The sequence below is a fragment of the Bowdeniella nasicola genome (assembly GCF_900107735.1).
Taxonomy (GTDB): domain Bacteria; phylum Actinomycetota; class Actinomycetes; order Actinomycetales; family Actinomycetaceae; genus Bowdeniella; species Bowdeniella massiliensis.
The window spans coordinates 209,829-231,401 of sequence record NZ_FNQV01000001.1; the positions used below are offsets into that span (position 1 = coordinate 209,829).

The 21,573-nt window shown below is 65.7% G+C and carries 16 protein-coding genes and 1 pseudogene; 7 read left to right on the top strand and 10 right to left on the bottom strand.

The window, feature by feature from the left end; translation table 11 throughout:
- Positions 1-71: 71 nt before the first annotated feature.
- Positions 72-1,454, bottom strand: coding sequence for a family 4 glycosyl hydrolase (locus BLU67_RS01005; RefSeq protein ID WP_092561090.1), 1,383 nt, complete (start codon positions 1,452-1,454; stop codon positions 72-74).
- A gap of 28 nt (positions 1,455-1,482) precedes the next feature.
- Between BLU67_RS01005 and BLU67_RS01010 the strand changes: the two genes are divergently transcribed.
- Complete coding sequence (locus BLU67_RS01010; RefSeq protein WP_092561092.1) at positions 1,483-2,595, top strand: carbohydrate kinase family protein; 1,113 nt, start codon at positions 1,483-1,485, stop codon at positions 2,593-2,595.
- Here the strand turns inward: BLU67_RS01010 and glpK are convergent.
- From glpK to BLU67_RS01025, 3 genes are all read right to left on the bottom strand, one after another.
- The gene (glpK, locus tag BLU67_RS01015; protein WP_092561094.1) at positions 2,555-4,075 is read right to left on the bottom strand and encodes a glycerol kinase GlpK; all 1,521 of its coding nucleotides are present in this window, start codon (positions 4,073-4,075) and stop codon (positions 2,555-2,557) included. The two genes, BLU67_RS01010 and glpK, sit on opposite strands and share 41 nt — an antisense overlap.
- A gap of 38 nt (positions 4,076-4,113) precedes the next feature.
- Entirely contained in the window at positions 4,114-4,878 is a 765-nt protein-coding gene (locus BLU67_RS01020) for an MIP/aquaporin family protein (RefSeq protein ID WP_092561096.1), read from the bottom strand.
- Positions 4,879-4,946: 68 nt separating this feature from the next.
- Positions 4,947-6,695 carry a glycerol-3-phosphate dehydrogenase/oxidase gene (locus BLU67_RS01025; RefSeq protein ID WP_092561098.1) on the bottom strand — a complete coding sequence of 583 codons (1,749 nt, stop codon included), beginning with the start codon at positions 6,693-6,695 and terminating at the stop codon, positions 4,947-4,949.
- A 95-nt stretch (positions 6,696-6,790) separates the two neighbouring features.
- On the opposite strand from BLU67_RS01025, the gene BLU67_RS01030 reads away from it, so the two are divergent.
- Entirely contained in the window at positions 6,791-7,759 is a 969-nt protein-coding gene (locus tag BLU67_RS01030; protein WP_176780642.1) for a sugar-binding transcriptional regulator, read from the top strand.
- Here the strand turns inward: BLU67_RS01030 and BLU67_RS01035 are convergent.
- The gene (locus BLU67_RS01035; protein WP_092561100.1) at positions 7,756-8,160 is read right to left on the bottom strand and encodes a hypothetical protein; all 405 of its coding nucleotides are present in this window, start codon (positions 8,158-8,160) and stop codon (positions 7,756-7,758) included. The genes BLU67_RS01030 and BLU67_RS01035 overlap by 4 nt on opposite strands.
- Positions 8,157-9,236: a coiled-coil domain-containing protein gene (locus BLU67_RS01040; RefSeq protein ID WP_092561102.1), complete on the bottom strand. Its 1,080-nt coding sequence runs from the start codon at positions 9,234-9,236 to the stop codon at positions 8,157-8,159. Before BLU67_RS01040 ends, BLU67_RS01035 begins: the two co-directional genes overlap by 4 nt.
- Before the next feature lie 166 nt (positions 9,237-9,402).
- Between BLU67_RS01040 and BLU67_RS01045 the strand changes: the two genes are divergently transcribed.
- Genes BLU67_RS01045 through BLU67_RS12205 form a run of 4 tightly spaced genes read left to right on the top strand, consistent with a single transcriptional unit; the run spans position 9,403 to position 12,753 of the window.
- Positions 9,403-10,614 carry a hypothetical protein gene (locus tag BLU67_RS01045; RefSeq protein WP_092561104.1) on the top strand — a complete coding sequence of 404 codons (1,212 nt, stop codon included), beginning with the start codon at positions 9,403-9,405 and terminating at the stop codon, positions 10,612-10,614.
- Positions 10,611-11,609, top strand: a complete 999-nt coding sequence (locus BLU67_RS01050; protein ID WP_092561106.1) for a DUF8094 domain-containing protein — start codon at positions 10,611-10,613, stop codon at positions 11,607-11,609. The genes BLU67_RS01045 and BLU67_RS01050 overlap by 4 nt, the downstream gene beginning before the upstream one ends.
- A gap of 8 nt (positions 11,610-11,617) precedes the next feature.
- On the top strand, positions 11,618-12,544 hold the full coding sequence (locus BLU67_RS01055) for a tetratricopeptide repeat protein (RefSeq protein WP_092561108.1): 927 nt from the start codon (positions 11,618-11,620) through the stop codon (positions 12,542-12,544).
- Positions 12,545-12,603: 59 nt separating this feature from the next.
- A complete protein-coding gene (locus tag BLU67_RS12205) occupies positions 12,604-12,753 on the top strand; it encodes a hypothetical protein (RefSeq protein WP_176780643.1) in 150 nt (49 codons plus the stop codon).
- Here BLU67_RS12205 and glgB read toward each other — a convergent pair.
- From glgB to BLU67_RS01070, 4 genes and pseudogenes are all read right to left on the bottom strand, one after another.
- The gene (gene glgB, locus BLU67_RS12490) at positions 12,750-14,930 is read right to left on the bottom strand and encodes a 1,4-alpha-glucan branching protein GlgB (RefSeq protein ID WP_261976989.1); all 2,181 of its coding nucleotides are present in this window, start codon (positions 14,928-14,930) and stop codon (positions 12,750-12,752) included. The genes BLU67_RS12205 and glgB overlap by 4 nt on opposite strands.
- Before the next feature lie 1,110 nt (positions 14,931-16,040).
- Positions 16,041-16,280 (bottom strand): annotated as a pseudogene (locus BLU67_RS12495) (maltokinase N-terminal cap-like domain-containing protein); the annotation flags it as partial.
- Positions 16,277-17,944: a maltose alpha-D-glucosyltransferase gene (gene treS / locus BLU67_RS01065; protein WP_261976990.1), complete on the bottom strand. Its 1,668-nt coding sequence runs from the start codon at positions 17,942-17,944 to the stop codon at positions 16,277-16,279. The gene treS and the pseudogene BLU67_RS12495, both read right to left, overlap by 4 nt.
- A 65-nt stretch (positions 17,945-18,009) precedes the next feature.
- A complete protein-coding gene (locus BLU67_RS01070) occupies positions 18,010-20,115 on the bottom strand; it encodes an alpha-1,4-glucan--maltose-1-phosphate maltosyltransferase (protein WP_092561114.1) in 2,106 nt (701 codons plus the stop codon).
- Positions 20,116-20,190: 75 nt separating this feature from the next.
- On the opposite strand from BLU67_RS01070, the gene BLU67_RS01075 reads away from it, so the two are divergent.
- Positions 20,191-21,564 carry a TrkH family potassium uptake protein gene (locus BLU67_RS01075; RefSeq protein ID WP_315971768.1) on the top strand — a complete coding sequence of 458 codons (1,374 nt, stop codon included), beginning with the start codon at positions 20,191-20,193 and terminating at the stop codon, positions 21,562-21,564.
- Positions 21,565-21,573: the final 9 nt, after the last annotated feature.

Below are 21,573 nucleotides of genomic sequence, written 5' to 3' on the forward strand. Positions count from 1 at the left end.
CCCGGCTTGATGCCGAGCCGACTAAGGAGCGTGGTGCTGTCCATAACGGCAGTAGACCACGCTTGGGCAGGCTACGGCAGGGGGTGTGGATAACTGAGTGCCTCGCGGATGGCTGGGATGCGTTCGCAGTAGGCGGTAAGAAGTGCGTCGGCGGCGTCCACCGAGTCGACGAGGGGGTGGGTGCCAAATGCTCGGGCGGCGAGCTCATAGTCGCCGTGTTTCGTCGCGGAAAGCAGCAGGGCGTCGCATTCCTTAATGGCGAGCATCAGCGCGAGCATGTCGCCGCGGGCGGGTGCGATGGGCCAGGGGTGGGCGCCGCCTGTATCGACGTGGCAGCCGACTTCGATTACGGCGTCGTTGGGGAGGCCCGGGATGACCGGGGCGCCGTCGGGGGTGTCCGTGTTACCGACGTTCAGGATCATCGTGGCGGGTTCGTCGTGAAGGAAGGCGGTCATTGCGTCAAGGGCTACTTCCTGGTAGCCGCCCTGCTCGATTTCGGCGGTTTCGCGCGCGTACCGATCTTCGGGTGCGCGGCCCTCGGCCATGTAGGAGGCATCGCGGGCGGCGCGGGTGCGGTTCCACAGCTCGTACGGGTGCTCCTCGTGGGTGCACAGCTCGTAGAAGTGGTGTTGCTGGGCGGCCAGGAATTGACCCCGGGTTTCGCTGGCGCTGATGGCGGCAAGCGCTTCGCGGTGGCGGTAGTAGTAAAAGAGGTACTCGTTGGGTAGGGCGCCGACGCGCGAGATCCACTGCGTCCCCATGAGCTGAGCTTCTTCGAGCGTGCCGAGTCTGGCCTCATCGCTAAGGAGTTCGGGCAGGCGGTCCGTGCCGTCGACGACGAGGGAGCGCAGCCAGCCGAGATGGTTCAACCCGAGGTAGTCGAAACTGCCCGATGTCGCTGGCGCTAAATCGAGGGCGGCGCGGGCGCGGCGCAGCAGCGCAATCGGGGTGTCGCAGATGCCGACAACTCGAGGGCCGAGGTGCTCGCGCATGGCCTGGGTGATGACGCCGGCGGGGTTGGTGAAGTTGATCGTCCAGGCGTCGGGCGCGACGTCGGCGATGGTGGCGGCGAATTTGCGCGCGACGGGGATGGTCCGCAGCGCGTAGGCCATGCCCGCGACGCCGACCGTTTCCTGGCCGAGGAAGTCGTGCTCAAGGGCGGTCAGTTCGTCGATGACGCGGCCCTCGACGCCGCCGGGACGCACCGCTACAAAAATGACGTCGGCTCCGATGAGCCCCGCGGCGAGGTCATTCGTCGTCGTGAGCTCGAGATCGAGGTGGGGACTGGAGCGCAATTGATCGGTGACGATGGCCCGCATGGCGGCAAGGCGATCGTCGTCGACATCGATCAACGTCAGCCGCGAGAGGCGAAGGGTGCGGTGGGAGGTGGTGAGCGCGTGGACGATGAGGGGGATGCGAAAGCCCCCGCCGCCGATGATGGCTAGGTGCGTCATGCTTCCAGGCTAACGGTAGCCTGGTCGGGTGAAGGCTTCGCCGCACTTTGACGTGCTCCTGACGGGTCCGCTGTTCCTCGACATCGTGTTCACCGGGCTGCCGCATCCGCCGCGCGTGGGCACGGAGGTGTGGGCCGAGGGGATGGGTACGCTGCCGGGCGGGATTGCGAACCTCGCCGTCGCCTGTGCGCGGCTGGGGCTCACCTCGGCGCTCGCGACGAGTTTTGGCGATGATGCGTACGGCCAGTGGTGCGCGAAGATTCTGACCGAGGAACGCATCGACCTGTCGCGCTCGCGGATCACGCCCGGTCTGCACACCAACGTCACCGTCAGTTACGCCTGCGCCGGCGATCGCACGATGATCACGCACGGGCATCCGCTCGGTGTCACGACCGACGAGCTGATTGGTCCGGTGCCGCACACCGCCGCCGTCGCGATGGATCTCACGCCCGAGCGGGCGGGGGAGCTGTGGTGGCGGGTGGCGGCTAATCGCGGGGCGAAGATTTTTGCCGACGTTGGTTGGGACCCGGAGGAGGAGTGGGACCCGGGGCTGCTCGCGCCGCTGTCCTCCTGCTATGCGTTCACGCCCAACGAGGTTGAGGCGATGGCCTATACCGGCACGAGCGAGCCGCTGCTGGCGGCGCGGGCGCTGGCCGAGCGGGTCCCGCTCGCCGTCGTCACGTGTGGTTCCAAGGGGGCGATCGCGGTCGATTCCTCGACGGGCGAGGAGGCGAGTGCGCCGGCGCTCGCGGTGGATGCGATTGACCCGACGGGTGCGGGCGACGTTTTTATCTCGGGGTTGATGGCGGCAAACCTCGCGGGCAGGCCGCTTGGGGAACAGCTCGCCTTTGCGACCTTGGTTTCTTCGCTCGCGGTCCAACAGTTCGGCGGCTCCCTTGCCGCGCCGGGCTGGGGCGACCTCGTGGATTGGAATGCCTGCCGCGAGCGTGGGCAGTTCGGCTCCGAGGTCGCCGAGCGTTACGCTTTCTTGCCCGAACTGTTGCCGAAAACTCAGTGCGCACAGGTCCGCCGGGCCGATGCCACGATTGCGCGGCTGTCCGATGTCGGATCGAACTCGGCCCGGCGGTCCGGGATGCGGTTTACTTCACGTCGTCGTCGACCCAGTCGAAGGTCTTCGTGACCGCCTTCTTCCACAACCGGTAGGTGCGCTCGGCTTCGTCCTCGTCCATCTTCGGGCTCCAGCGGCGATCCTCGGCCCAGTTGTCGATGACATCCTGTTCACCTTCCCAGAATCCGACGGCGATGCCGGCCGCGTAGGCCGCGCCGAGGGCAGTGGTCTCCGCGATCTTGGGACGTACGACGTCGACGCCCAAAATGTCGGCCTGGAACTGCATGAGCAGCTCGTTTTCGATCATGCCGCCGTCGACCTTCAATTCGGTGAGCTCGACGTCGGAGTCCTGCGCCATCGCCTCTTGGACCTCGCGGGTCTGGAATGCCGTGGCTTCCAGTGCCGCCCGCGCGATGTGGCCCTTGTTGACGTAGCGGGTCAGGCCGACGAGCGCGCCGCGCGCATCGGACTTCCAGTAGGGCGCAAACAGGCCCGAGAAGGCCGGCACGAAGTAAGCGCCGCCGTTGTCCTCTACCGTCTTAGCGAGTTCTTCCACTTCGGGAGCGGAGGTGATGATGCCCAGGTTGTCGCGCAGCCACTGGATGAGTGAACCGGTGACGGCGATCGAACCTTCGAGTGCGTAGATGGCGTCGTTGTCGCCAATCTTGTAGCACACGGTGGTGAGGAGGCCGTTTTCGGAGTGCACGATGTCGGTGCCGGTGTTCATGAGCATGAAGTTGCCGGTGCCGTAGGTGTTCTTGGCCATGCCGACTTCGAAACACGCCTGGCCGAAGGTCGCGGCCTGCTGGTCGCCGAGGATGCCCGCGATCGGCACGTCGGTGAGCAGTCCTTGGCGACGGCCCTTGCCGTAGACCTCGGATGAGGACTTGATTTCGGGCAGCATCGACATGGGGATGCCCATGTCGGAGGCAATATTCTCGTCCCAGTCGAGGGTTTTCAGGTCCATCAACATGGTGCGCGAGGCGTTCGTGACGTCGGTGATGTGCACCCCGCCCTCGGTACCGCCCGTCATGTTCCACAGCACCCAGGTGTCCGTGGTGCCAAAGAGCAGATCGCCGGCTTCGGCCTTCTCCTTCGCGCCCTCGACGTTATCGAGGATCCACTTGACCTTGGGGCCAGCGAAGTAGGTAGCAAGCGGCAGGCCGCAGATCTCCTTGTACTTCTCCGCGCCCTCGTCGCCGGCAAGTTCCTTGACGATCTTGTCGGTGCGCGTGTCCTGCCAGACGATGGCGTTGTAGACCGGTTCGCCCGTGTTCTTGTCCCACACGACGGTCGTTTCCCGCTGGTTGGTGATACCGACGGCGGCGATTTCGTCGCGGTTGGTTTGCGCCTTGGACAGGGCAGTGGCGACGGCTTCGCGGACGTTGTCCCAAATTTCTGCCGGGTTGTGCTCGACCCAGCCCGCGCGCGGGAAGATCTGCTCGTGTTCGTATTGGCCGACAGAGACAATCTGGCCGGAGTGGTCAAAGATGATGGCACGCGAAGAGGTGGTGCCTTGGTCGATTGCGAGGACGTATTTCTTTTCCGTCATCGGTTTTCCTTTCACGTCGTTGTGGCGTGGATTCTAGGTTAGAAGACTATGGGCGCGACGAGACCGGCAATGACACCGCCGATCATGGGGCCAACGATCGGCACCCAGGAGTAGCCCCAGTCCGAGTCGCGCTTGCCGGGGATCGGCAAGAGCTGGTGGACGATGCGGGGGCCGAGGTCACGAGCCGGGTTGATTGCGTATCCCGTCGGGCCGCCGAGGGAGGCACCAATGGAAAGCACGAGCAGACCAACGCCGAGTGCGCCAAGCCAGCCGAGATCGACCTTGGCGAGTCCGGAGGCCTCACCCGCAGGAGCAATCGACAAGACGACGAAGACGAGCACGAAGGTGCCGATGATTTCCGAGACGGTATTCCACAGCGGGTTACGGATTTCGGGGGCCGTCGCAAACGTTCCGAGTTTCAGCGATGGATCGCAGTCCTCGTCGTAGTGCTTCTTGTACGTCATCCACGCTAGGACCGCGCCGATCATGGCGCCAAGGACCTGCGCCACCATGTAGATCGCGGTGGCGGCGAAGTTCGTGGGGATGCCGGGGACGTATTCGGAGGCGCCGGAGGCCAGAATCCCGATGGTGACCGCGGGGTTGAGGTGGGCGCCGGACTTGAAGGCGACGAGGACACCGGCAAACACACCGAGTCCCCATCCCCAGTTGATGAGCAGCCAGCCCGTGCCATGCCCCTTGGTTTTGGGGAGCAACGTATTGGCGACGACGCCGACACCCAGCAAGATCAGGGTGGCGGTGCCGAGGAGCTCTGAGAGAAAAATCGTGCCGAGGGTGGTTTCCATACATGGGCCTTTCGGTACGCCCCGGCTGCGGTGCCGGGGCGGTCGGTGCGGGGCAACGCCCCCATCACCTATTTCTTGCTGATGGGAGCGAGCGGCCGCAGTTCGCTGGCATCATTGCGGGCGACGCTGGCTTCGGCGTCCGTCGTGGCAAGTTCGGCGGCATCTTCGGCCGCCATCGCCTGCCGGTAGTTGGACTTCTCGAGTTCAATCTGGTCCTCGTCCCACCCCAGCAAGGGGGCGACGAGGTCGGCGAATTCGTCGAGCGAGCTGACGCCTCGGTCCCGCGTTTCGAAGTTCAGGCGGACCCGGTGGCGGAGGATGTCCTCCAGGTGGAGTGCGCCTTCGTGCGTCACCGCGTAGACGACCTCGGCCTTGAGGTACCTCGGGGCCGAGTCCGTGGGGACGTTGAGCTCCGGATGCTCGTCGATGAGTGCGGTGAGCTCATCGAGGGCGGACCCGTAGCGGTGCAGCAGGTGCTGCGCTCGCGCCTTGTCCCAGCCGTATTCTTCGGCGAGGCGGGGGGCGAGACGTTCATAGGCGTCGAAGCCTTCGGCTCCGATCAGCGGGGTGTGTTCCGTAATGGAGGGGCGGGCCTTGGCCTTGTCGCCGAGGGCGAAATCGACGGCGTCTTCAGCCATGACTCGGTACGTCGTGAGCTTGCCGCCCGCGATTGCGGTGAGGCCGTCGGCGGGACGGGTCACCGTGTGTTCGCGCGAGACCTTCGTCGACTTTGATTCATCCATCGTGCCGGGCTGCAGCAGGGGACGCAGGCCCGCAAACGTGCCGATAATGTCGTCCTCAGTGAGGTTGGAGGCTAGCACGTCGTTGGCGTGATCGAGAACGTATTCGATATCGCGTTTGGTAGCGACGGGGTGCTGGATGTCCTCGTGCCAGGGGGTGTCCGTCGTGCCGATGACCCAGTAGTCGGGCCACGGGATGATGAACAGCACGGACTTTTCGGTGCGCAGGAACAATCCCGTATCGCCCTTGATGCGGTCCTTGGGAACGACGATGTGGATGCCCTTGGAGGCAAGGACTTTCAGGCCGCCGGTGCCGCCGGACATGTCCTGGGTTTCCTGGGTCCACACGCCGGTGGCGGCGATCGTTTCGCGCGCCTTGACCGTGTAATCCTTGCCGGTTTCCAGGTCCTTGATGACGGCGCCAGTGACGCGGCCCGAACCATCGGTCGTCATGGCGGTGACCTGGGCGCGGGAGGCGGCGTGCGCGCCGTACTTGGCGGCGGTGCGCACCAGGGTTAGGACTAGGCGGGCGTCATCGACTCGGGCATCGTAGAACTTGATGGCGCCGATCAGAGCGCCGTCTTTTACGTCGGGAAATTGTTCCAGTGCGCCCTTCTTCGACAGGTGGCGCTGCATCGGCACCGTCTTGTGCCCGCCGGATCCGAGCAGGGCGAGGGCGTCGTACATGCCGACGCCGACAGCAGAGTAGGCGCGTTCAATGACGGGGGTTTTGAGCGGCCAGAGGAAGGGCTGGGCGTGCACGAGGTGCGGGGCGAGGCTGGAAAGGAGGAGGCCCCGCTCCTTGAGGGCTTCGGCAACGAGTTTGAAATCGAGGTTGTACAGGTAGCGCAGGCCGCCGTGCACCAGTTTGGAGGATCGCGAGCTCGTGCCCGCCGACCAGTCCTGGGCTTCGACGATGCCGACCTTGAGCCCGCGGGTTGCGGCGTCAAGTGCGATGCCAGCGCCGGTAACGCCGCCGCCGATCACGAGGATGTCTAGTTCGTCCGCGGCCATGGCATCAAGCGATGCGGTGCGGGTCTCGGCGGTCAAGCGGGAGGAAGACACGGGCTGCTCCATTCGTCGTTGAGTTTCAGTAGTGTCGTTATGTTTCATGGTCCTGGCTTGCTGAAACGGCGGCAACTTCCTGCACATGTGTGCATAGACTTGACGACATGGTGGACAACTGTCGCGAGGATCTTTACCGAGTTGCGCAGATGTATTACGTCCAGGACGAGAAAATGGCGACGATCGCCGGCGAGTTAGGGGTCTCGCGTTCCACCGTCTCGCGGATGCTGAAAACGGCTCGGGAAACCGGGATCGTGCGAATCTCGCTCTCGCCGCTCACCTCGGTGGCCTCGCGCCTATCGCGCCAGCTCGGCGAGGAGTTCGGAGTACGGGCCGACGTGGTGCCGGTGCGGGCATCGCGTCCAGACCATGTGCTGCTCGATGCGGTGGCCAAATTGGCGGCCGAACGCCTCCAAGAGGCCGTCACGCCGGGCACCACGATTGGCGTGGCGTGGGGGACGACGCTATCTGCCGTCGTCAAATTTCTGCAGCCGCAACCTACCGACGATGTCCATATCGTCCAGCTCAATGGGGCTGCGAACTCCTCGACGTCGGGAATCCCGTACGCGGCCTCGATTGTCTCGCAGCTCGCGGCCGCCTTCAGCGCCGATGCGATGTTCTTTCCCGTTCCGGCGTTCTTTGACTATGCCGAAACGCGCGAGGCGATGTGGCGCGAACGCAGCGTGCGGCGCGTGCTTGCGGCGCAGGCGACGTGTGATCTCGCGGTTTTCGGCGTCGGCGCGATCAGTGGGCGGGCGGGCTCGCACGTCTATCGGGCGGGATATTTCGATTCGGATGCCGACCGGTTGTCGATCCTGCGCGAGGGCGTCGTCGGGGATGTGTGCACCGTGTTATTGCGTCGCGATGGCAGCTACCTCGACATCGAGCTGAACAAACGTGCGACGGGCCCGAACCCGGAGCAGCTGCAAATGATCCCGCGTCGGCTGTGCATCGTCGCTGGCGAGGCGAAGGCTGTGCCGGCGCTCGCGGCGTTGCGGGCGAATGCGGCGACCGACCTCGTCATCGACGAGCGAACGGCCCGTCTCGTGCTGTCGTTGGCGCGCGGCACAAACTAGGGGCGCAAGAGGTTGGCGAGGGCGTCGGCCAGGTCCAGACTCTCGCCATCGCGGCCGCCAGCCCCGACGACGAGGGGCGGATCGCTTGGTTGTGGCCGATAACCGCGCATCCGATCGGCGAGATTCAGCCGAGCGGTAAGGACGTAGAAATTGCCGTCGGTATCAATCCCGACGCTACGATCACTCTTGAGGTACCAGCCGGTAAGGCCCGTTCGCGCGCTGCCGCGCCCCGAATAGTCACTTACCCGTAGCGGCTCGGCGGCCCGCCCGGCTTCGCGGGCGCGGGAGAGAAAATCCTGGATCAGCTCGCGGGCGCGCTGGCTCTCGCGTGCCTTGGTCGCGGCGAGGCGGTCCGCGTGGATACGGGCCGCCTCGCGACGTTGTTCGGACCAGGAGGTCATTGCTTCTCGACGGGGGAGAGGACCTGGCGGATCTCGTTTAGGTAGTCCGCGACTTCTTCGCGGCGACGCGTGAGTTCGCCAATCTCGGTGCGCGCGCGGGCAAGATCTTCTTCACCGCGGATTCGGCCGTCTTCGCGCAGCCGCGTCGCTTCGGCTTCGGCGTCCTTAATAATGGCGCTCGCGGCCTCGCGTGCTTCGGCCCGGCGCGAGTCGGCTTCCGTCGTCGCCTCACGAAGGATCTGTTCGGCCTGGTCCATCGCGTCCTTCACGCGCTGGGCGGCTTCTTTGAGCAGCTCATCGATTTCGCGCCGCGCCTCAGTTTCTTCTGAGCGCCACAAAGCGAGCTGTTCGCGATGGGCGGATTCGGCTTCGTGCTGGCGAGTTTCGATCTCGTTAATGGCCTCGGTTCGAATCGCGGCGAGTTCGGCGGTGAGTCGGTCGCGTTCGGCCTGCAGTTCGGTATCGAGCTCGGCGCGCTGGCGGGCAAGGTCGGTGGCGGTCTCTGACTTTAGGGACGCGAGCTCGGCCTCAACGTCGGCGCGCTGTTGGGACAGCTCCTGGCGCACCTGGGCGCGCTCCTGTTCCAGCTTGCGAGTCGTGAGCTTGCGTTCCTGCTCGGCGCGCGCCTGGGCATCGTCAACGGTGGCTTTCGCACTCGCCTGAGCTGAGGCGGTGAGGTCGGCAGCTTCCTGCCTGGCCGCTTGTAGGGCTGCGGCCGCCTCGGAGGATGCCCGCGATTCAAGGGCGTCGGCCTGGGCCCTGGCTCGCGCCAGTCGCGCCTCGGCCTGTTCGGCCGCGGAGCGAACCAACTCCTCGGATTGGGTTTCGGCTTCCGACAGGAGCCGCGCGACGCGCGAACCGAGGCCCGAATATGTGGGCTTCTTACGTTCGGCCAGCTCAGCGCGGGCGGCCGCCAATTCCGATGCCAGCGCCATATTGCGGCGATCGAGTTCTCCCACCTCGGTTCTCACCTCGCTGACCTGTGCCTGTAGATCAGCCAGGTACTGGTCAACGGGCGCCTTGTCGTATCCGCGGCGAACGACCGGGAATACGGGCGGTGTTGGTGAGGTGGTCATGGGTGGCTCCCCTTCTGCCAAGCGACTTCTGTCTTTATGCTACCCGCGGGGCTCACCGACGTGTCATCACGCACGTTGGACAGCAAAATCGCGCATCTTAGGCGACAGTGCGAGACAATATGGTCTACCCTTCTAGGCGTACTTGCCCACGACAAAGGACATCCGAGTGACACGACGCATCGTTCCTATCATCCTGGCGTCGCTGGGAGTGCTGGCCATCATTGCCGGGATTCTCGCCGGAACCATATTCAAAGAATCGGACACCGTCGCCATTGACGTGCCAGCGTCCTCCGAACCGGCTCTGATCGCCGGGCCCGGGGTCCTGCCACAAGTCAACGACACCGTCGAGGTCACAGCGAGCTCAGATGGCGATCCCATTGTCTTGGCGCTGGCTCCCATGGCCGATATCCAGGCGTTCGTGAAGGGTGCCGCATATCGCGAACTCCAGGGGCTAAGCGACTGGGACACGATGTCGATCAAGACTGAGGAGGCCGCGCCCGCTGAGGGTGAGGAGCCAGTGACGCTGCCCAATCCCGCGAGCGTTGACCTCTTTACTGAGGTGCGGACAGCGGAAAACACCCTGACGTGGACGATCGATGACCCGGATCACTCGCTGGGCTTCCTCGCGACAACCGACGGCACAAAACCTGCGCCGGCCCTGACCCTAAAGTGGTCTCGTGATGTCGCTACCCCCTTGATGTGGCCCCTTATCATCGGTGGTCTCGTGGCGCTGGCCCTTGCCGCGGTAGCGGCCCTGTGGGCCCGGAACCGCGTCCGTCGGCTGCGCGCGCCGCGTCCCGATGACGGCGAAACTGAAGTGATCTACCTGCCGCCGCTGACGTCGCAGGAAACCGAAGGTCTGACGCGGCGTGAGATCCGGGAGCGGGAGCGCGAACGCGAACGCGATGCCCTGCAGGCCGCGCGGCGCGAAGGCCGCAAGAACGTTTCCGTTGTCACCTCCCACGAAATCCCCGTCATCGAGGAGCCGCTGCTGGAGCAGAACATCTCGCGGCTTACCGAAACCGCGATGGCTGGCGGCGCCATGGTGATCCCGTTCGCTCCTGGAGCGGACGAGATTCGCGAAAGCGGCACGGAAGAAAACAAATACGCCCCTGAGGGTGCGGCGCAGATCTCGCTGGAAGAAGACTCTGAGCGCGAAGAGAAGGCTGCGGCTACCGCCGGCGCACTCGGCGCCCTTGTCGTTCCCGCAGTATCGGGGCAGAGCGACGAAGAGCCAGCCGCCTCCGCGCTCAGCAGCACGGATGCCGAGGGTCTATGGCCGGAAGCCGATGAAGAGCTGTGGCCGGAATCGGATGACCGCACGTGGCGCGACGAGTGGGATTTCCCCGCGAACGAAGGCGAGGACACACGAGCATGAAATCGATCAAGACCATTGTGAGCCCCGTACTCGCGGGCCTGCTAGCTGTTTCCCTGGCGTCGTGCGCGAGCACGCCCGTGCCAGAGGTGAGCCCCGGCGCCACCTATGACGGTCCGGCGCTGACGGAAGAGCGCTTCACCACGGCGCTGAAGGACGCCGAAAAAATCCTCGCGGAAGGTGATGCGGCCAAGGACGGCGAAAAACTCAGTGCTCGCTTCGCTGGTGACGCCCTCGCGGCCCGCACGGCCGCCTACACACTCGCGACGAAAACCGACGGCGCCAAGGCTCCCACCCCGCTGAGTTTCACGCCGCAGGTGACACTGCCGGCTATCACTGATTCGTTCCCGCGCTACGCCGCTGTCATCACTCAGGTGCCGGAAGGACAAACGAGCCCCGTCCTGCTCACGATGACCCAGGCCGATGCGCGCCAGAACTACCACGTTGACCATTGGGCCAGGCTCTTCCCGGGCGTAACGTTCCCTGACCTGCCGGCCGCGGCGACCGGAACTGAGTTCCTTGCGCCCGATGATTCGAGCCTGAAGCAAACACCAAGCGCGGCCGTCGCCGCCTACGCTAGGGCGATCAATGAGCCGGATAGCGAGGAAGCTAAGTCGCTAGGCAATGACCCGCTGCGCACGCAGATCACCGAAACCGTCACCGCGCTAACGGAGTCATTGGCCGAAGTTGGTGAAGCCAGCTGGAAGGCGGGCTCGCCCACATCCGAGCCGGTCGCCTTCCGTACGGCTGACGGGGGAGCCGTCGTCGTGGGAACAATCCCCACCGTCTTGACGTTGAAAAAGACAGTCGCCCGCTCGACGCTGACCGTCTCGGATGACCTCGCGGCGCTCGCGGGGGAGGATCCGGTTGAGGACCAGTTGAAGGCGAGCTATCAGGTAATGATCGCGCTTTACGTTCCGGCAGCCGATGCCGCCGACGCGGCTACCCGGCCGCTTGGGGGCGAGCAGACGCTGATGAGTGCCAAGCGCGGGGAATAGGAGACAGCGTGTCGCTACCGAATACGTCAGGCATCGTCGATTTGGGGGCGCTCGCGCCCCAGCAGCCCCAGCAGCAGGCCGCAACTGGCGCCACTGTGGGCGAGGGCTGGATTGTCGACGCGGGCGAACAGCACCTGCAGGAGCTCATGGAGCGCTCGCGCACGGTACCGGTGGTGCTGGATCTATGGGCGACGTGGTGCCAGCCGTGCAAGCAGCTGGGACCGATCCTAGAAAAGCTCACCCGCAGCTACGGCGGCCGAATGCAGCTGGCCAAAATTGACGTCGATGCGAACCCGCAGCTCATGCAGGCCTTCCAGGTGCAGTCGGTTCCCACGGTGTTTGTCCTCATTGGGGGACAACCCTTCCAACTGTTCCAAGGCGCCCACCCCGAAAGTCAGCTGCGCGCACTGTTCGACGAGATGTTCTCCATCGCGGCGCAGCAGGGCGTAACGGGCACGCTGCCTCCCGATGCCAGCGCCGGCCAGCCCGATGAGGTGGCGGCGGAGCCGGAGGTACCGCCCCTGCATCAAGAGGGGATCGATGCCATCGACCGCGGCGACTTGGACGCCGCCCACGCGGCCTTTACTAAGGCTCTGAAGGAGGCTCCGGCGGACGCAGAGGCGAAATTGGCGCTCGCGCAGGTGGAGCTCATGCAACGCTGCGGCAAGCTCTCCGACCCGCAGGCCATCATTGCCGCTGCGGGCGATAGCTCGGCTCCCGCCGGCGGTATCGACACCCAGCTGCAGGCAGCCGATATCGAATTCGCCGGCGGCGCGATTGATGACGCCCTCACCCGGCTGCTCAACGTGGTACGCCAAAGTTCTGGAGACGACAAAGAAGCGGCGCGCGTCCGGCTCGTAACATTCTTCGACCTGCTCGCGGGCGATCCTCGCGTGAGTGGCTACCGTCGTCAGCTCGCGGCCGCGTTGTACTAACGAGCCCGGCATGGCCTCGACGTACGAACCGCTGGCGGCCGTGGTGCTATCGCGCTTTTGTGCTCGGGCGATGGGTCTATGCCGACTCCGTGTACGTCTCGGGCGCGCGCCAGCTCGGTGAAGAGTTAGCTCGCGCGGGATTCGACGTGTTCGATGTAAGCCGCGTCGATGGTGATATGTCCGAGGGGGACATCGCCCAGGACGACTAGTCCTTCGCGGGCGCGAGCCACAGGGCTCCGAGGGGCGGAATCCGCAGGCGCACGGAGTGCTCACGGCCATCCCACGGGATATCTTCGGCCGAGACGCGGCCGAGATTGCCTACGCCGGAGCCGCCGTACAGCTCAGAATCGGTGTTGAGCAGTTCGAGCCAGTCCCCGCCTTGCGGTAGGCCGATGCGGTAATTCTCGTGCGGCGAGCCGGCAAAGTTGATGACGCACACCACCACGTCCTCGCCGTCGGAAGAGCGCCGCAGGAAGCTCAACACGTTATGGTCCGCGTCGTCGGCCTGGATCCACTCAAAGCCGCGGTGGGAGAAATCCTCCGAGTACAGCGCCGGGTATTGGACGTACAGTTCGTTCATCGTGCGAACGAGTTCGGCGACACCGGCGTGGGTAGGGTTATCGAGCAGCCACCAATCCAGGGACTGGGCTTCGTTCCATTCGGCGTCTTGGGCGAATTCCTGGCCCATGAACAGCAGCTGCTTGCCTGGGTGGGACCACTGGTAGGCAAGAGCGACGCGGACGCCGGCGAGCTGCTGCCACCAGTCGCCGGGCATCTTGCGCTTCAGGGAGCCCTTGCCGTGTACGACTTCGTCGTGGCTGATGGGAAGGATGAACTGCTCGGAGAACGCATACACGAGCGAGAACGTCAGCATGCCGTGGTGGTAGCGCCGGTTGATCGGGGCCTCGGCGAGGTATCGCAGCGTGTCGTTCATCCAGCCCATGTTCCATTTCAGGCCGAAGCCGAGCCCACCGGCGTCGGTGGGCTCGGTCACGCCCGGCCATGCGGTGGACTCCTCGGCGATCATGACGATGCCGGGGTTGCGCCGGTAGGCGGTGGCGTTGGCTTCCTGCAGGAACTGGATGGCCTCCAGGTTCTCGCGCCCGCCGTAGATATTGGGCTGCCACTGCCCGTCGTTGCGCGAGTAGTCCAGGTAGAGCATGGAAGCCACCGCGTCGACGCGCAGCCCGTCGATGTGGAATTCTTCGAGCCAATACAGGGCGTTGGCGACGAGGAAGTTGCGGACCTCGTTGCGTCCGAAGTTGAAGACGAGCGTGCCCCAGTCGGGGTGTTCGCCGCGCAGCGGGTTCGGATCCTCATACAGCGGCGTGCCATCGAAGCGGGCGAGCGCCCAGGCGTCCTTCGGGAAGTGGGCGGGCACCCAGTCCATGATGACGCCGATGCCGGCCTGGTGGAGCTGGTCGATGAGGTACTTGAAGTCATCGGGCGAGCCGAAGCGCGAGGTGGGTGCGTAATAGCTTGTGACCTGGTAGCCCCAGGAGCCGCCAAAGGGGTGCTCGGCGACGGGCATGAATTCGACATGCGTAAAGCCGAGCGAGGAGACGTATTCGACGAGTTCGTGTGCCAGCGCCCGGTAGGACAGGCCCGCCCGCCAGGACCCCAAATGCACTTCGTAAATCGACATCGGCCCCGTGTGCGGGTCGGATTCGTTGCGCTTGGCCAACCAGTCCTGATCGCCCCACTCGTAGGCGGAATCGACGACGACGGAGGCGGTAGCAGGCGGGATTTGGGTGCCGCGCGCCATCGGGTCGGCCTTTTCGTGCCAGCCGCCGTCGGCGGACCAGATCTCGAACTTGTAGCACTGGCCGGCGCTCGCGCCGGGGATGAACAGTTCCCAGACGCCCGAGGAGCCGAGGGAGCGCATCGCGTGCTGGGTGCCGTCCCAGTTGTTCATATCGCCCTTGACGCGCACCGCGCGCGCCGAGGGGGCCCAGACGGTAAAGGAGACGCCGGAGACGTCGCCGAGGACGGAGGGGAAGTGACGCACGTGTGCGCCAAGGACCCGCCAGAGGTCTTCGTGGCGGCCCGCGGCCAGCAGGTGGCCGTCGAGCTCGCCGAAGGTGGGCCAGAAGCGGTAGGGGTCATCGAGCGTGTGCGTTTCATTGCCGTAGCTCACGCGCACCCGGTAGTCCGGCACGTCGGGCCCGGGTAGGACCGCTACCCAGATGCCGTCGTGTTCATGGCGCGCCGGGTAACTGCCGTCGGCCGTCACGATCTCCACCGCGGAGGCCAGATGGCGCAGTGTGCGGATGGTGATGGCGCCATCGTGTTCGTGGGCGCCCAGGATGGAGTGCGGATCGTGGTGCAGGCCGCGCGCAACCGCGGAAAGGTAGTCGTGCGCGACGGGTGCGGGCTCAGCGTTCATGATGTTAGTTTCCCACCTTTTGTCGGGATCTGTCGCGGTGTTGAACGACGCGGCGGCGGCGAGCAGCTGCGTGATTCCCGCGAGCGGGATCGCGAGCCAGTCGGGCCGGTTCTGGGCCTCGTAGCGGGCCTCGTACAGGGCCTTATCGAGTTCGAGGGCTGCGAGCAGTTCGGGGTAGTCGGAAGGGTCCGGTACGTCGGCTGCGCGGTAGCCGGTGAGGAAGGCCTCGCGCGCGCTTTGCCGCCACTGCTCGGCGGGGGCATCGGCGGAGGCGGCCGCGTAGTCGAAGGAGCGCAGCATGCCGGCGACATCGCGCAGCGGCAAGTCCAGCTCGGAGCGCTCGGCGAGGGGGCGCAGTGGTTCGCCCTCGAAATCGAGCAGCATCCAGCCGCGCTCGGGGGCCTTGAGTACCTGGCCGAGGTGCAGGTCGCCATGGACGCGCTGCAGCCGCGGCCAGGGCCGGGCGGCTGCGGCCGCGAACAGTGCCTCGACCTCATCGGCGTGCGCCGCGAGCTCGGGGACGGCCTGGCAAGCGGCCTCGTACCGCTCGTGCCAGGTGGCCGCGATTTGCTCGCGGATTTCGGGCGTCGCGCTCTTCGTGGGCATGACCTCGCCAAGGACGCGGTGCACGTCCGCGCAGGCGCGGCCGAGAGACTCGGCGGCAAAATCCTGCCCGGTCGCAATCGATTCCAGCGCCTGGCTCCACGCGTCGGTGACGCCCGGCAAAAACTCCTGGGCGACGGCCAGGTGGCCGGTGGCGCGCGGGCCTGGCGAGCCATCGGGCGCAATCGTCTGCCAGCCGCCCGCGAGGTAGCCCTTGGGCTCGGGCACGCTCGAACAGCCCGCGCCACCGAGCGCGCCGGTGACAACGACGTCGGGGTTCTCGCCCGCGGTCACGACCCGGAAGATCTTGACGATGACCCGCTCGTCGTCCTCCAACGTGATGATGAGCGAGGTGTTGGATTGCTCGGCCGAAACGACGCGAGATTCGCGCACGGCAGCGCTCGGCGCGCCGATGAGGGCGGCCATGAGCGCTGGGGCGAAGTCAGGATCGTAGACCGCGTCATACAGGTAGCGCGGCGCGGGGTTGGTCGCGGTCGGATCGTCAAGAACCTCGGCGATGAGCGCGTCCTCAAGGCCCGGCAGCGGGCGGCGCCGAATAGCGATCGGGAGCTGGTAGTGCGTCGTCGTGGGGGAAGCCAGATCGGCAAGGACGATGACGGCGAAATCGACGTCGCTGGTAGAAGCGAGGCGAATATCGGTCTCGGCTAGCGCGAGGCGCGGCGTATGGTCCTTGCCCATGAACCAGCGTCGCCCCGCGACGTAGGCGGTGAACAGGTCCGGGTTCATGACGCCTCCGGCGGGGTGAGGGCCAGCCAGAAAAAGTCGCGGGCGGCCAGGGTCAGGGCGAGCTCGCCCTCTGCGGAGACATCGGGGAAGCGCGCGCCGCCAAAAACGTCGGTGACGACGAAATTGGCGTGCTCGGGCAGGTTGATTGTTGCGGCGCGCGAGGTGTTCGCGAGGTTCGCGATGCACAGAATCGTCTCGTCGGCGTTCGAGCGGGTGTAGGACAGCACCGCTCGGTGGTTGGCGTCCAGCATGGTGAAATCACCGTCGCCGAAGACGGGGTGGGCGCGCCGAATCTCGAGCATGCCGCGCATCCAGTGCAGCAGCGAAGTCGGCGTCGCCAACTGTGCCTCGACGTTGATACCCGAGTAGTGGTGGACGAGCGACTGGATGACGGGCAGGTAGAGCTTGCCCGGGTCCGCGGTGGAAAAGCCCGCGTTGCGGTCCGGCGTCCACTGCATGGGGGTGCGCACCGAGTCGCGGTCGGGCAGCCAAATATTGTCGCCCATCCCGATCTCATCGCCGTAGTACAGGCACGGGGAGCCCGGCAGCGACAAGAGCAGCGCGTTGGCCAGCTCGATCTCCGCGCGCGAATTGCGCAGCAGGGGCGCCAGGCGTCGGCGGATGCCGACGTTCGCGCGCATTCGCGGGTCTTCCGCATACCAGCCGTACATCGCGGCACGCTCTTCCGTCGTCACCATCTCCAAGGTGAGTTCGTCGTGATTGCGCAAGAACGTGCCCCACTGGCCGCCGGCGGGCAGCGCCGGGGTGTCGGCCAGGATCTGGCGGATCGCGCCGGAGCGCTGCTCGCGCAGCGCATAGTAGATGCGCGGCATGACGGGGAAGTGGAAGCACATGTGGCATTCGGGGCGCTCGTCGGTGCCGTAATATTCGACGACGTCCTGGGGCCACTGGTTGGCTTCGGCCAGCAGGATACGGCCTGGGAATTCACGGTCGAGCATCGCGCGCACGTCGGCCAAAAACTCGTGCGTCTTTGGCAGGTTCTCGCAGTTTGTGCCCTCTTCTTCATACAGGTAGGGCACGGCGTCGAGCCGGAAGCCATCAACCCCGGTGGCGGCCCAGAACCGCACGACGTCGAACATCGCCTCGTGCACGGCGGGGTTTTCGAAGTTCAGGTCCGGCTGGTGGGAGAAGAAGCGGTGCCAGAAGTACTGCTTGCGCACCGGGTCGAAGGTCCAGTTCGAGGTTTCGGTGTCGACGAAGATGACTCGAGCGTCGGCGTATTCCGTATTCGTGTCGCGCCAAACGTAGAAATTGCCGTAGGGCCCGTCGGGGTTGGAACGGGAGGCCTGGAACCACGGGTGCTGATCGGAGGTGTGGTTCATGACGAGGTCGATGATGACGCGCAGGCCGCGGGCGTGGGCCTCGTTCATGAACTCCTCGAAGTCGGCCATCGAACCGTAGGTGGTGTCGATGTTCGTGTAATCGGAGACGTCGTAGCCGCCGTCGGCCATGGGGGAGGGATAAAACGGCGGGATCCACAGGCAGTCGACGCCGAGCCACTGCAGGTAGTCGAGGCGGTCGATCAGCCCGCGAATATCGCCGACGCCGTCGCCGTCGGAATCCGCGAAACCGCGCAGCAACACCTCGTAGAACACGGCGGTGCGGAACCACTCGGGATCATCGCTTAGGCCCGGCCTATGCACGTCCCCAAAGGCGTGCGCGACGTGGGAGGAGCGGCGGGCGGTGGTTTCGGGATGCAGGGAGTGCCTCAACGTGGTGTCACCTTCACAATGTGGGCGCACTGGGTGCGCGGGTCGAGCCGGACGAAGGGGACCGGCCCCCAGACAAAGTCCTGTCCTGACATTTCATCATGAACCTCGAGTAATGGTGAATCGAGCCCGAGCGCGGCCATATCGAGGTGGATGAGCGACTCGCGCGCATTGTGGGGATCTAGATTGACGACGACGATCACCACGTCGTCGCGGCCATCGGGCGTGAAGCGGGCCGGCATGCGCTTGGAAAAACACAGCGTCTGCTCATCGGTCGTCGGGTGGATCGTGATGTCGTGCAGCTGCTGCAGGGCGGGGTGGGCGCGGCGAATCCGGTTGAGCATCGTGATGAGGGTGGTCATCCCCTCGGCCTCGGGAGCGCCCCAGTTGCGCGGCTTAAATTCGTATTTCTCGTTATCGATCTGTTCCTCGAAGCCGGGCCGGGGCGTCGACTCAATAAATTCGTAACCGGAGTAGATGCCCCACGTGGGGGCGCCGGTGGCGGCGAGCACGGCTCGGATTGCAAAGGCCGCGGCGCCGCCCTCGGTCATGTAGGGGGTGAGGATGTCGTGGGTGGTGGGCCAGAAGCTCGGGCGGAACATCGCCGAGGTTTCGCGCGCGACCTCGGTGAAATACTCGGCGAGCTCCTCCTTGGTGTGGCGCCAGGTGAAATAGGTATAGGACTGGTGGAACCCGATCGCCCCGAGGGTACGCATCATGGCCGGGCGGGTGAAGGCCTCGGCAAGGAAAACGACCTCGGGGTGTACCTCGTGGAAGTGCGCGAGCAGGCGCTGCCAGAAGTTCAGGGGTTTCGTGTGCGGGTTGTCGACGCGAAAGAGCGTGACGCCGTGGTCGATCCAGACCTGGAGCATGTCGCGGATCGCGACGTAGATGCCCTCGGGATCGTTATCGAAGTTCAGGGGGTAGATGTCCTGGTATTTCTTCGGCGGATTCTCGGCGTAGGCGATCGAGCCGTCGGCGCGCTTGGTAAACCACTCGGGATGTTCGCTCACCCAGGGGTGGTCCGGGGAGCACTGCAGCGCGATATCGAGCGCCACCTCGAGGTTGAGTTCGCGGGCGCGGGCGACGAAGGCGTCAAACTCGTCGAAGGTGCCAAGCTCAGCGTGGATCGCGTCGTGGCCGCCGTCGGTGGCGCCAATGCCATAGGGCGAGCCCGGGTCCCCATCCTTGGCGACGAGGGTGTTGTTGCGGCCCTTGCGGTTGGTGGTGCCGATGGGGTGGATGGGGGTGAGGTAGATGACGTCGAAGCCCATATCGGCGACGGCGGGCAGGCGCTTCGCGGCCGTCTCGAACGTGCCGGAGACCCAGTGCCCGAGCTTTTCGTCGAAGTAGGCGCCCTCGGAGCGCGGGAACATTTCATACCAGGCGCCGCACATCGCGAGCTTGCGGTGGACGACGAGCGGGTAGGTGGCAGAGGGGGAGACGAAATCGCGCAGCGGATGCGCGGCAAAAACTTCGGTGACTTCGGGCGAGGTGGCTGCCTGGAGCGCGCCGGCCGGATCGGAGGCATCGCGCAGCACGGCGACGGCGCGCCCGAGGGTTTCGATCGCCTCGGACGGCAGCGCACGGTTCGCGGCCCGCTCGAAGAGGATCGCGCCCTCGGCGCACATGAGCTCGGCGTCGATGCCGGCGCCGATTTTGATGCTGGCGTCGTGCACCCACGTCGCGTACGGGTCGGAGAACCCTTCGACGAAGAAGCTCCAGTCGCCCGGTTCATCGGGCTGCAGCCAGCCCTCGTAGCGGTCTAGGCCCTTTTCGACCTCCCGCATCGCGGTTCGGGAGTGTTCGCTGCCGTCGGGCCGCAGCAACACAGCGGTAGCTCCGTAGGCATCGTGGCCGTCGCGAAACACCGTCGCCGAAATGGGGAATGGTTCACCGACCGCTGCCTTGGCGGGCCAGCGCCCGCCCTCCACGACCGGTTGGACTTCGGTGACCGGGATGCGCCCGATGATTTGGTAGGGCGCCGGTTCGGGTTTGGGATCCGGGGCCGGGTCGCGATCGACGTGCCCGACGGGGACCTCGGGTGCGGCGGCGCGGTGGGGTTCGACGGGGACGGCTGACTGACGCGACTTCTTCTTGCTCACACCTCCACGGTAGCGAGACCTCGCACCCAATGCAGCGGGTGTGGACCATGCGAGTAGATTTGGTCCTTGAGTCTTGTGCGCGCCGCGCGGCCCGGCCAATTCATCGTGGGCGCATTCGTCGCGACGATCCTGCTGGGAACGCTGCTGTTGATGCTGCCGGTGGCCCGCACGGGGGCGCCCGGCTGGCCCACCGGCGTCGAGCCGCCCGTCCTCGGGCCGGCAATCGGGCGGGGCGCGCCGCTGTCCGTCGCGCTGTTTACCGCGACGAGCGCGACGAGCGTGACGGGGCTGATCGTCGTGGATACCGCAACATACTGGAGCGGTTTTGGCCAGGCGGTCCTGTTAGTGCTCATGCAGATCGGTGGGCTTGGCACCATGACGATCGCGGCGCTCGTCGCCATCGTTATCGCGCGCCGGCTGGGCCTGCATCAGCGCAGCCTGACCGCCGCCGCGACGGGCGAGCTCCACCTGGGCGATGTGCGCCTCGTGATCGTGCGCATCGCGACGCTTGCCGTCCTTGCGCAGGCCGTCGGTACGGCGCTCATGGCCCTGCGGTTCCTTGTCCTCGGCCAGGATCCCGGCACGGCCGTTTTCCATGCGCTGTTCTTGGCGATTTCCGCGTTCAACAATGCGGGCTTTGCGCCCTACACTGATTCGCTCATCGGTTACGGGGCGGATGCCGCGATCATCCTGCCCGTCTCCGCGCTCATCATCCTCGGCGGGCTCGGCTTTCCCGTCCTGATCGAATTGCGTCGCCGGTTTCGCATGCCGCGACGCTACTCGCTCAATACCCGGCTCGTGCTCGTGGGCACGGCGCTGCTGCTGGCCGGGGGCTGGCTCGCGATGGCCGTCTTAGAATGGCGCAATCCCGACACGCTCGGCGGACGACCGCTCGGCACCAAACTCCTGCTGTCCTGGTTCGCCTCCGTCTCGCCGCGCACGGCCGGATTCAACTCCGTGGACATCGCCGGCCAGTACGACGTGACGTGGCTCGTGACCGACCTGCTCATGTTCGTCGGGGGCGGCCCGGCCGGAACCGCGGGCGGGATCAAAGTAACGACGGCGCTCGTCATCGCCTACATCGTCGTCACCGAAATCAGGGGCGAGCGGGCCGTCAACGCGCTCGGGCGGCGCCTGTCACGCTCGGTGCATCGCCAGGCGCTGACCGTCGCGGCGCTCTCGGCGCTCGCGGTCCTCATCGTGACGATGGGGCTCATGATCCTGACGCCCGCGGACCTGGATCGCTCCCTGTTTGAGGCCGTCAGTGCGTTTGCGACCGTCGGGCTATCCACGGGGATTACGGCAGAGCTGCCGGGCGCCGCGCAAGGACTAATCATCGTGCTAATGTTTATCGGCCGACTCGGGCCGGTGACCGTCGCGGCGGCGCTCGCGCTTTCGCGTCGGACAAAACTCTACGAGTACCCCAAGGATCGGCCGCTCATCGGCTAGAAGGTGGTG

Bases quoted from the DNA above. Each gene is read 5' to 3' on its own strand.
- BLU67_RS01005 (WP_092561090.1), bottom strand. From the start codon at position 1,454: ATGACGCACCTAGCCATCATCGGCGGCGGGGGCTTTCGCATCCCCCTC.
- glpK (WP_092561094.1), bottom strand. From the start codon at position 4,075: ATGACGGAAAAGAAATACGTCCTCGCAATCGACCAAGGCACCACCTCT.
- BLU67_RS01020 (WP_092561096.1), bottom strand. From the start codon at position 4,878: ATGGAAACCACCCTCGGCACGATTTTTCTCTCAGAGCTCCTCGGCACC.
- BLU67_RS01025 (WP_092561098.1), bottom strand. From the start codon at position 6,695: ATGGAGCAGCCCGTGTCTTCCTCCCGCTTGACCGCCGAGACCCGCACC.
- BLU67_RS01030 (WP_176780642.1), top strand. From the start codon at position 6,791: ATGGTGGACAACTGTCGCGAGGATCTTTACCGAGTTGCGCAGATGTAT.
- BLU67_RS01035 (WP_092561100.1), bottom strand. From the start codon at position 8,160: ATGACCTCCTGGTCCGAACAACGTCGCGAGGCGGCCCGTATCCACGCG.
- BLU67_RS01040 (WP_092561102.1), bottom strand. From the start codon at position 9,236: ATGACCACCTCACCAACACCGCCCGTATTCCCGGTCGTTCGCCGCGGA.
- BLU67_RS01050 (WP_092561106.1), top strand. From the start codon at position 10,611: ATGAAATCGATCAAGACCATTGTGAGCCCCGTACTCGCGGGCCTGCTA.
- glgB (WP_261976989.1), bottom strand. From the start codon at position 14,930: ATGAACGCTGAGCCCGCACCCGTCGCGCACGACTACCTTTCCGCGGTT.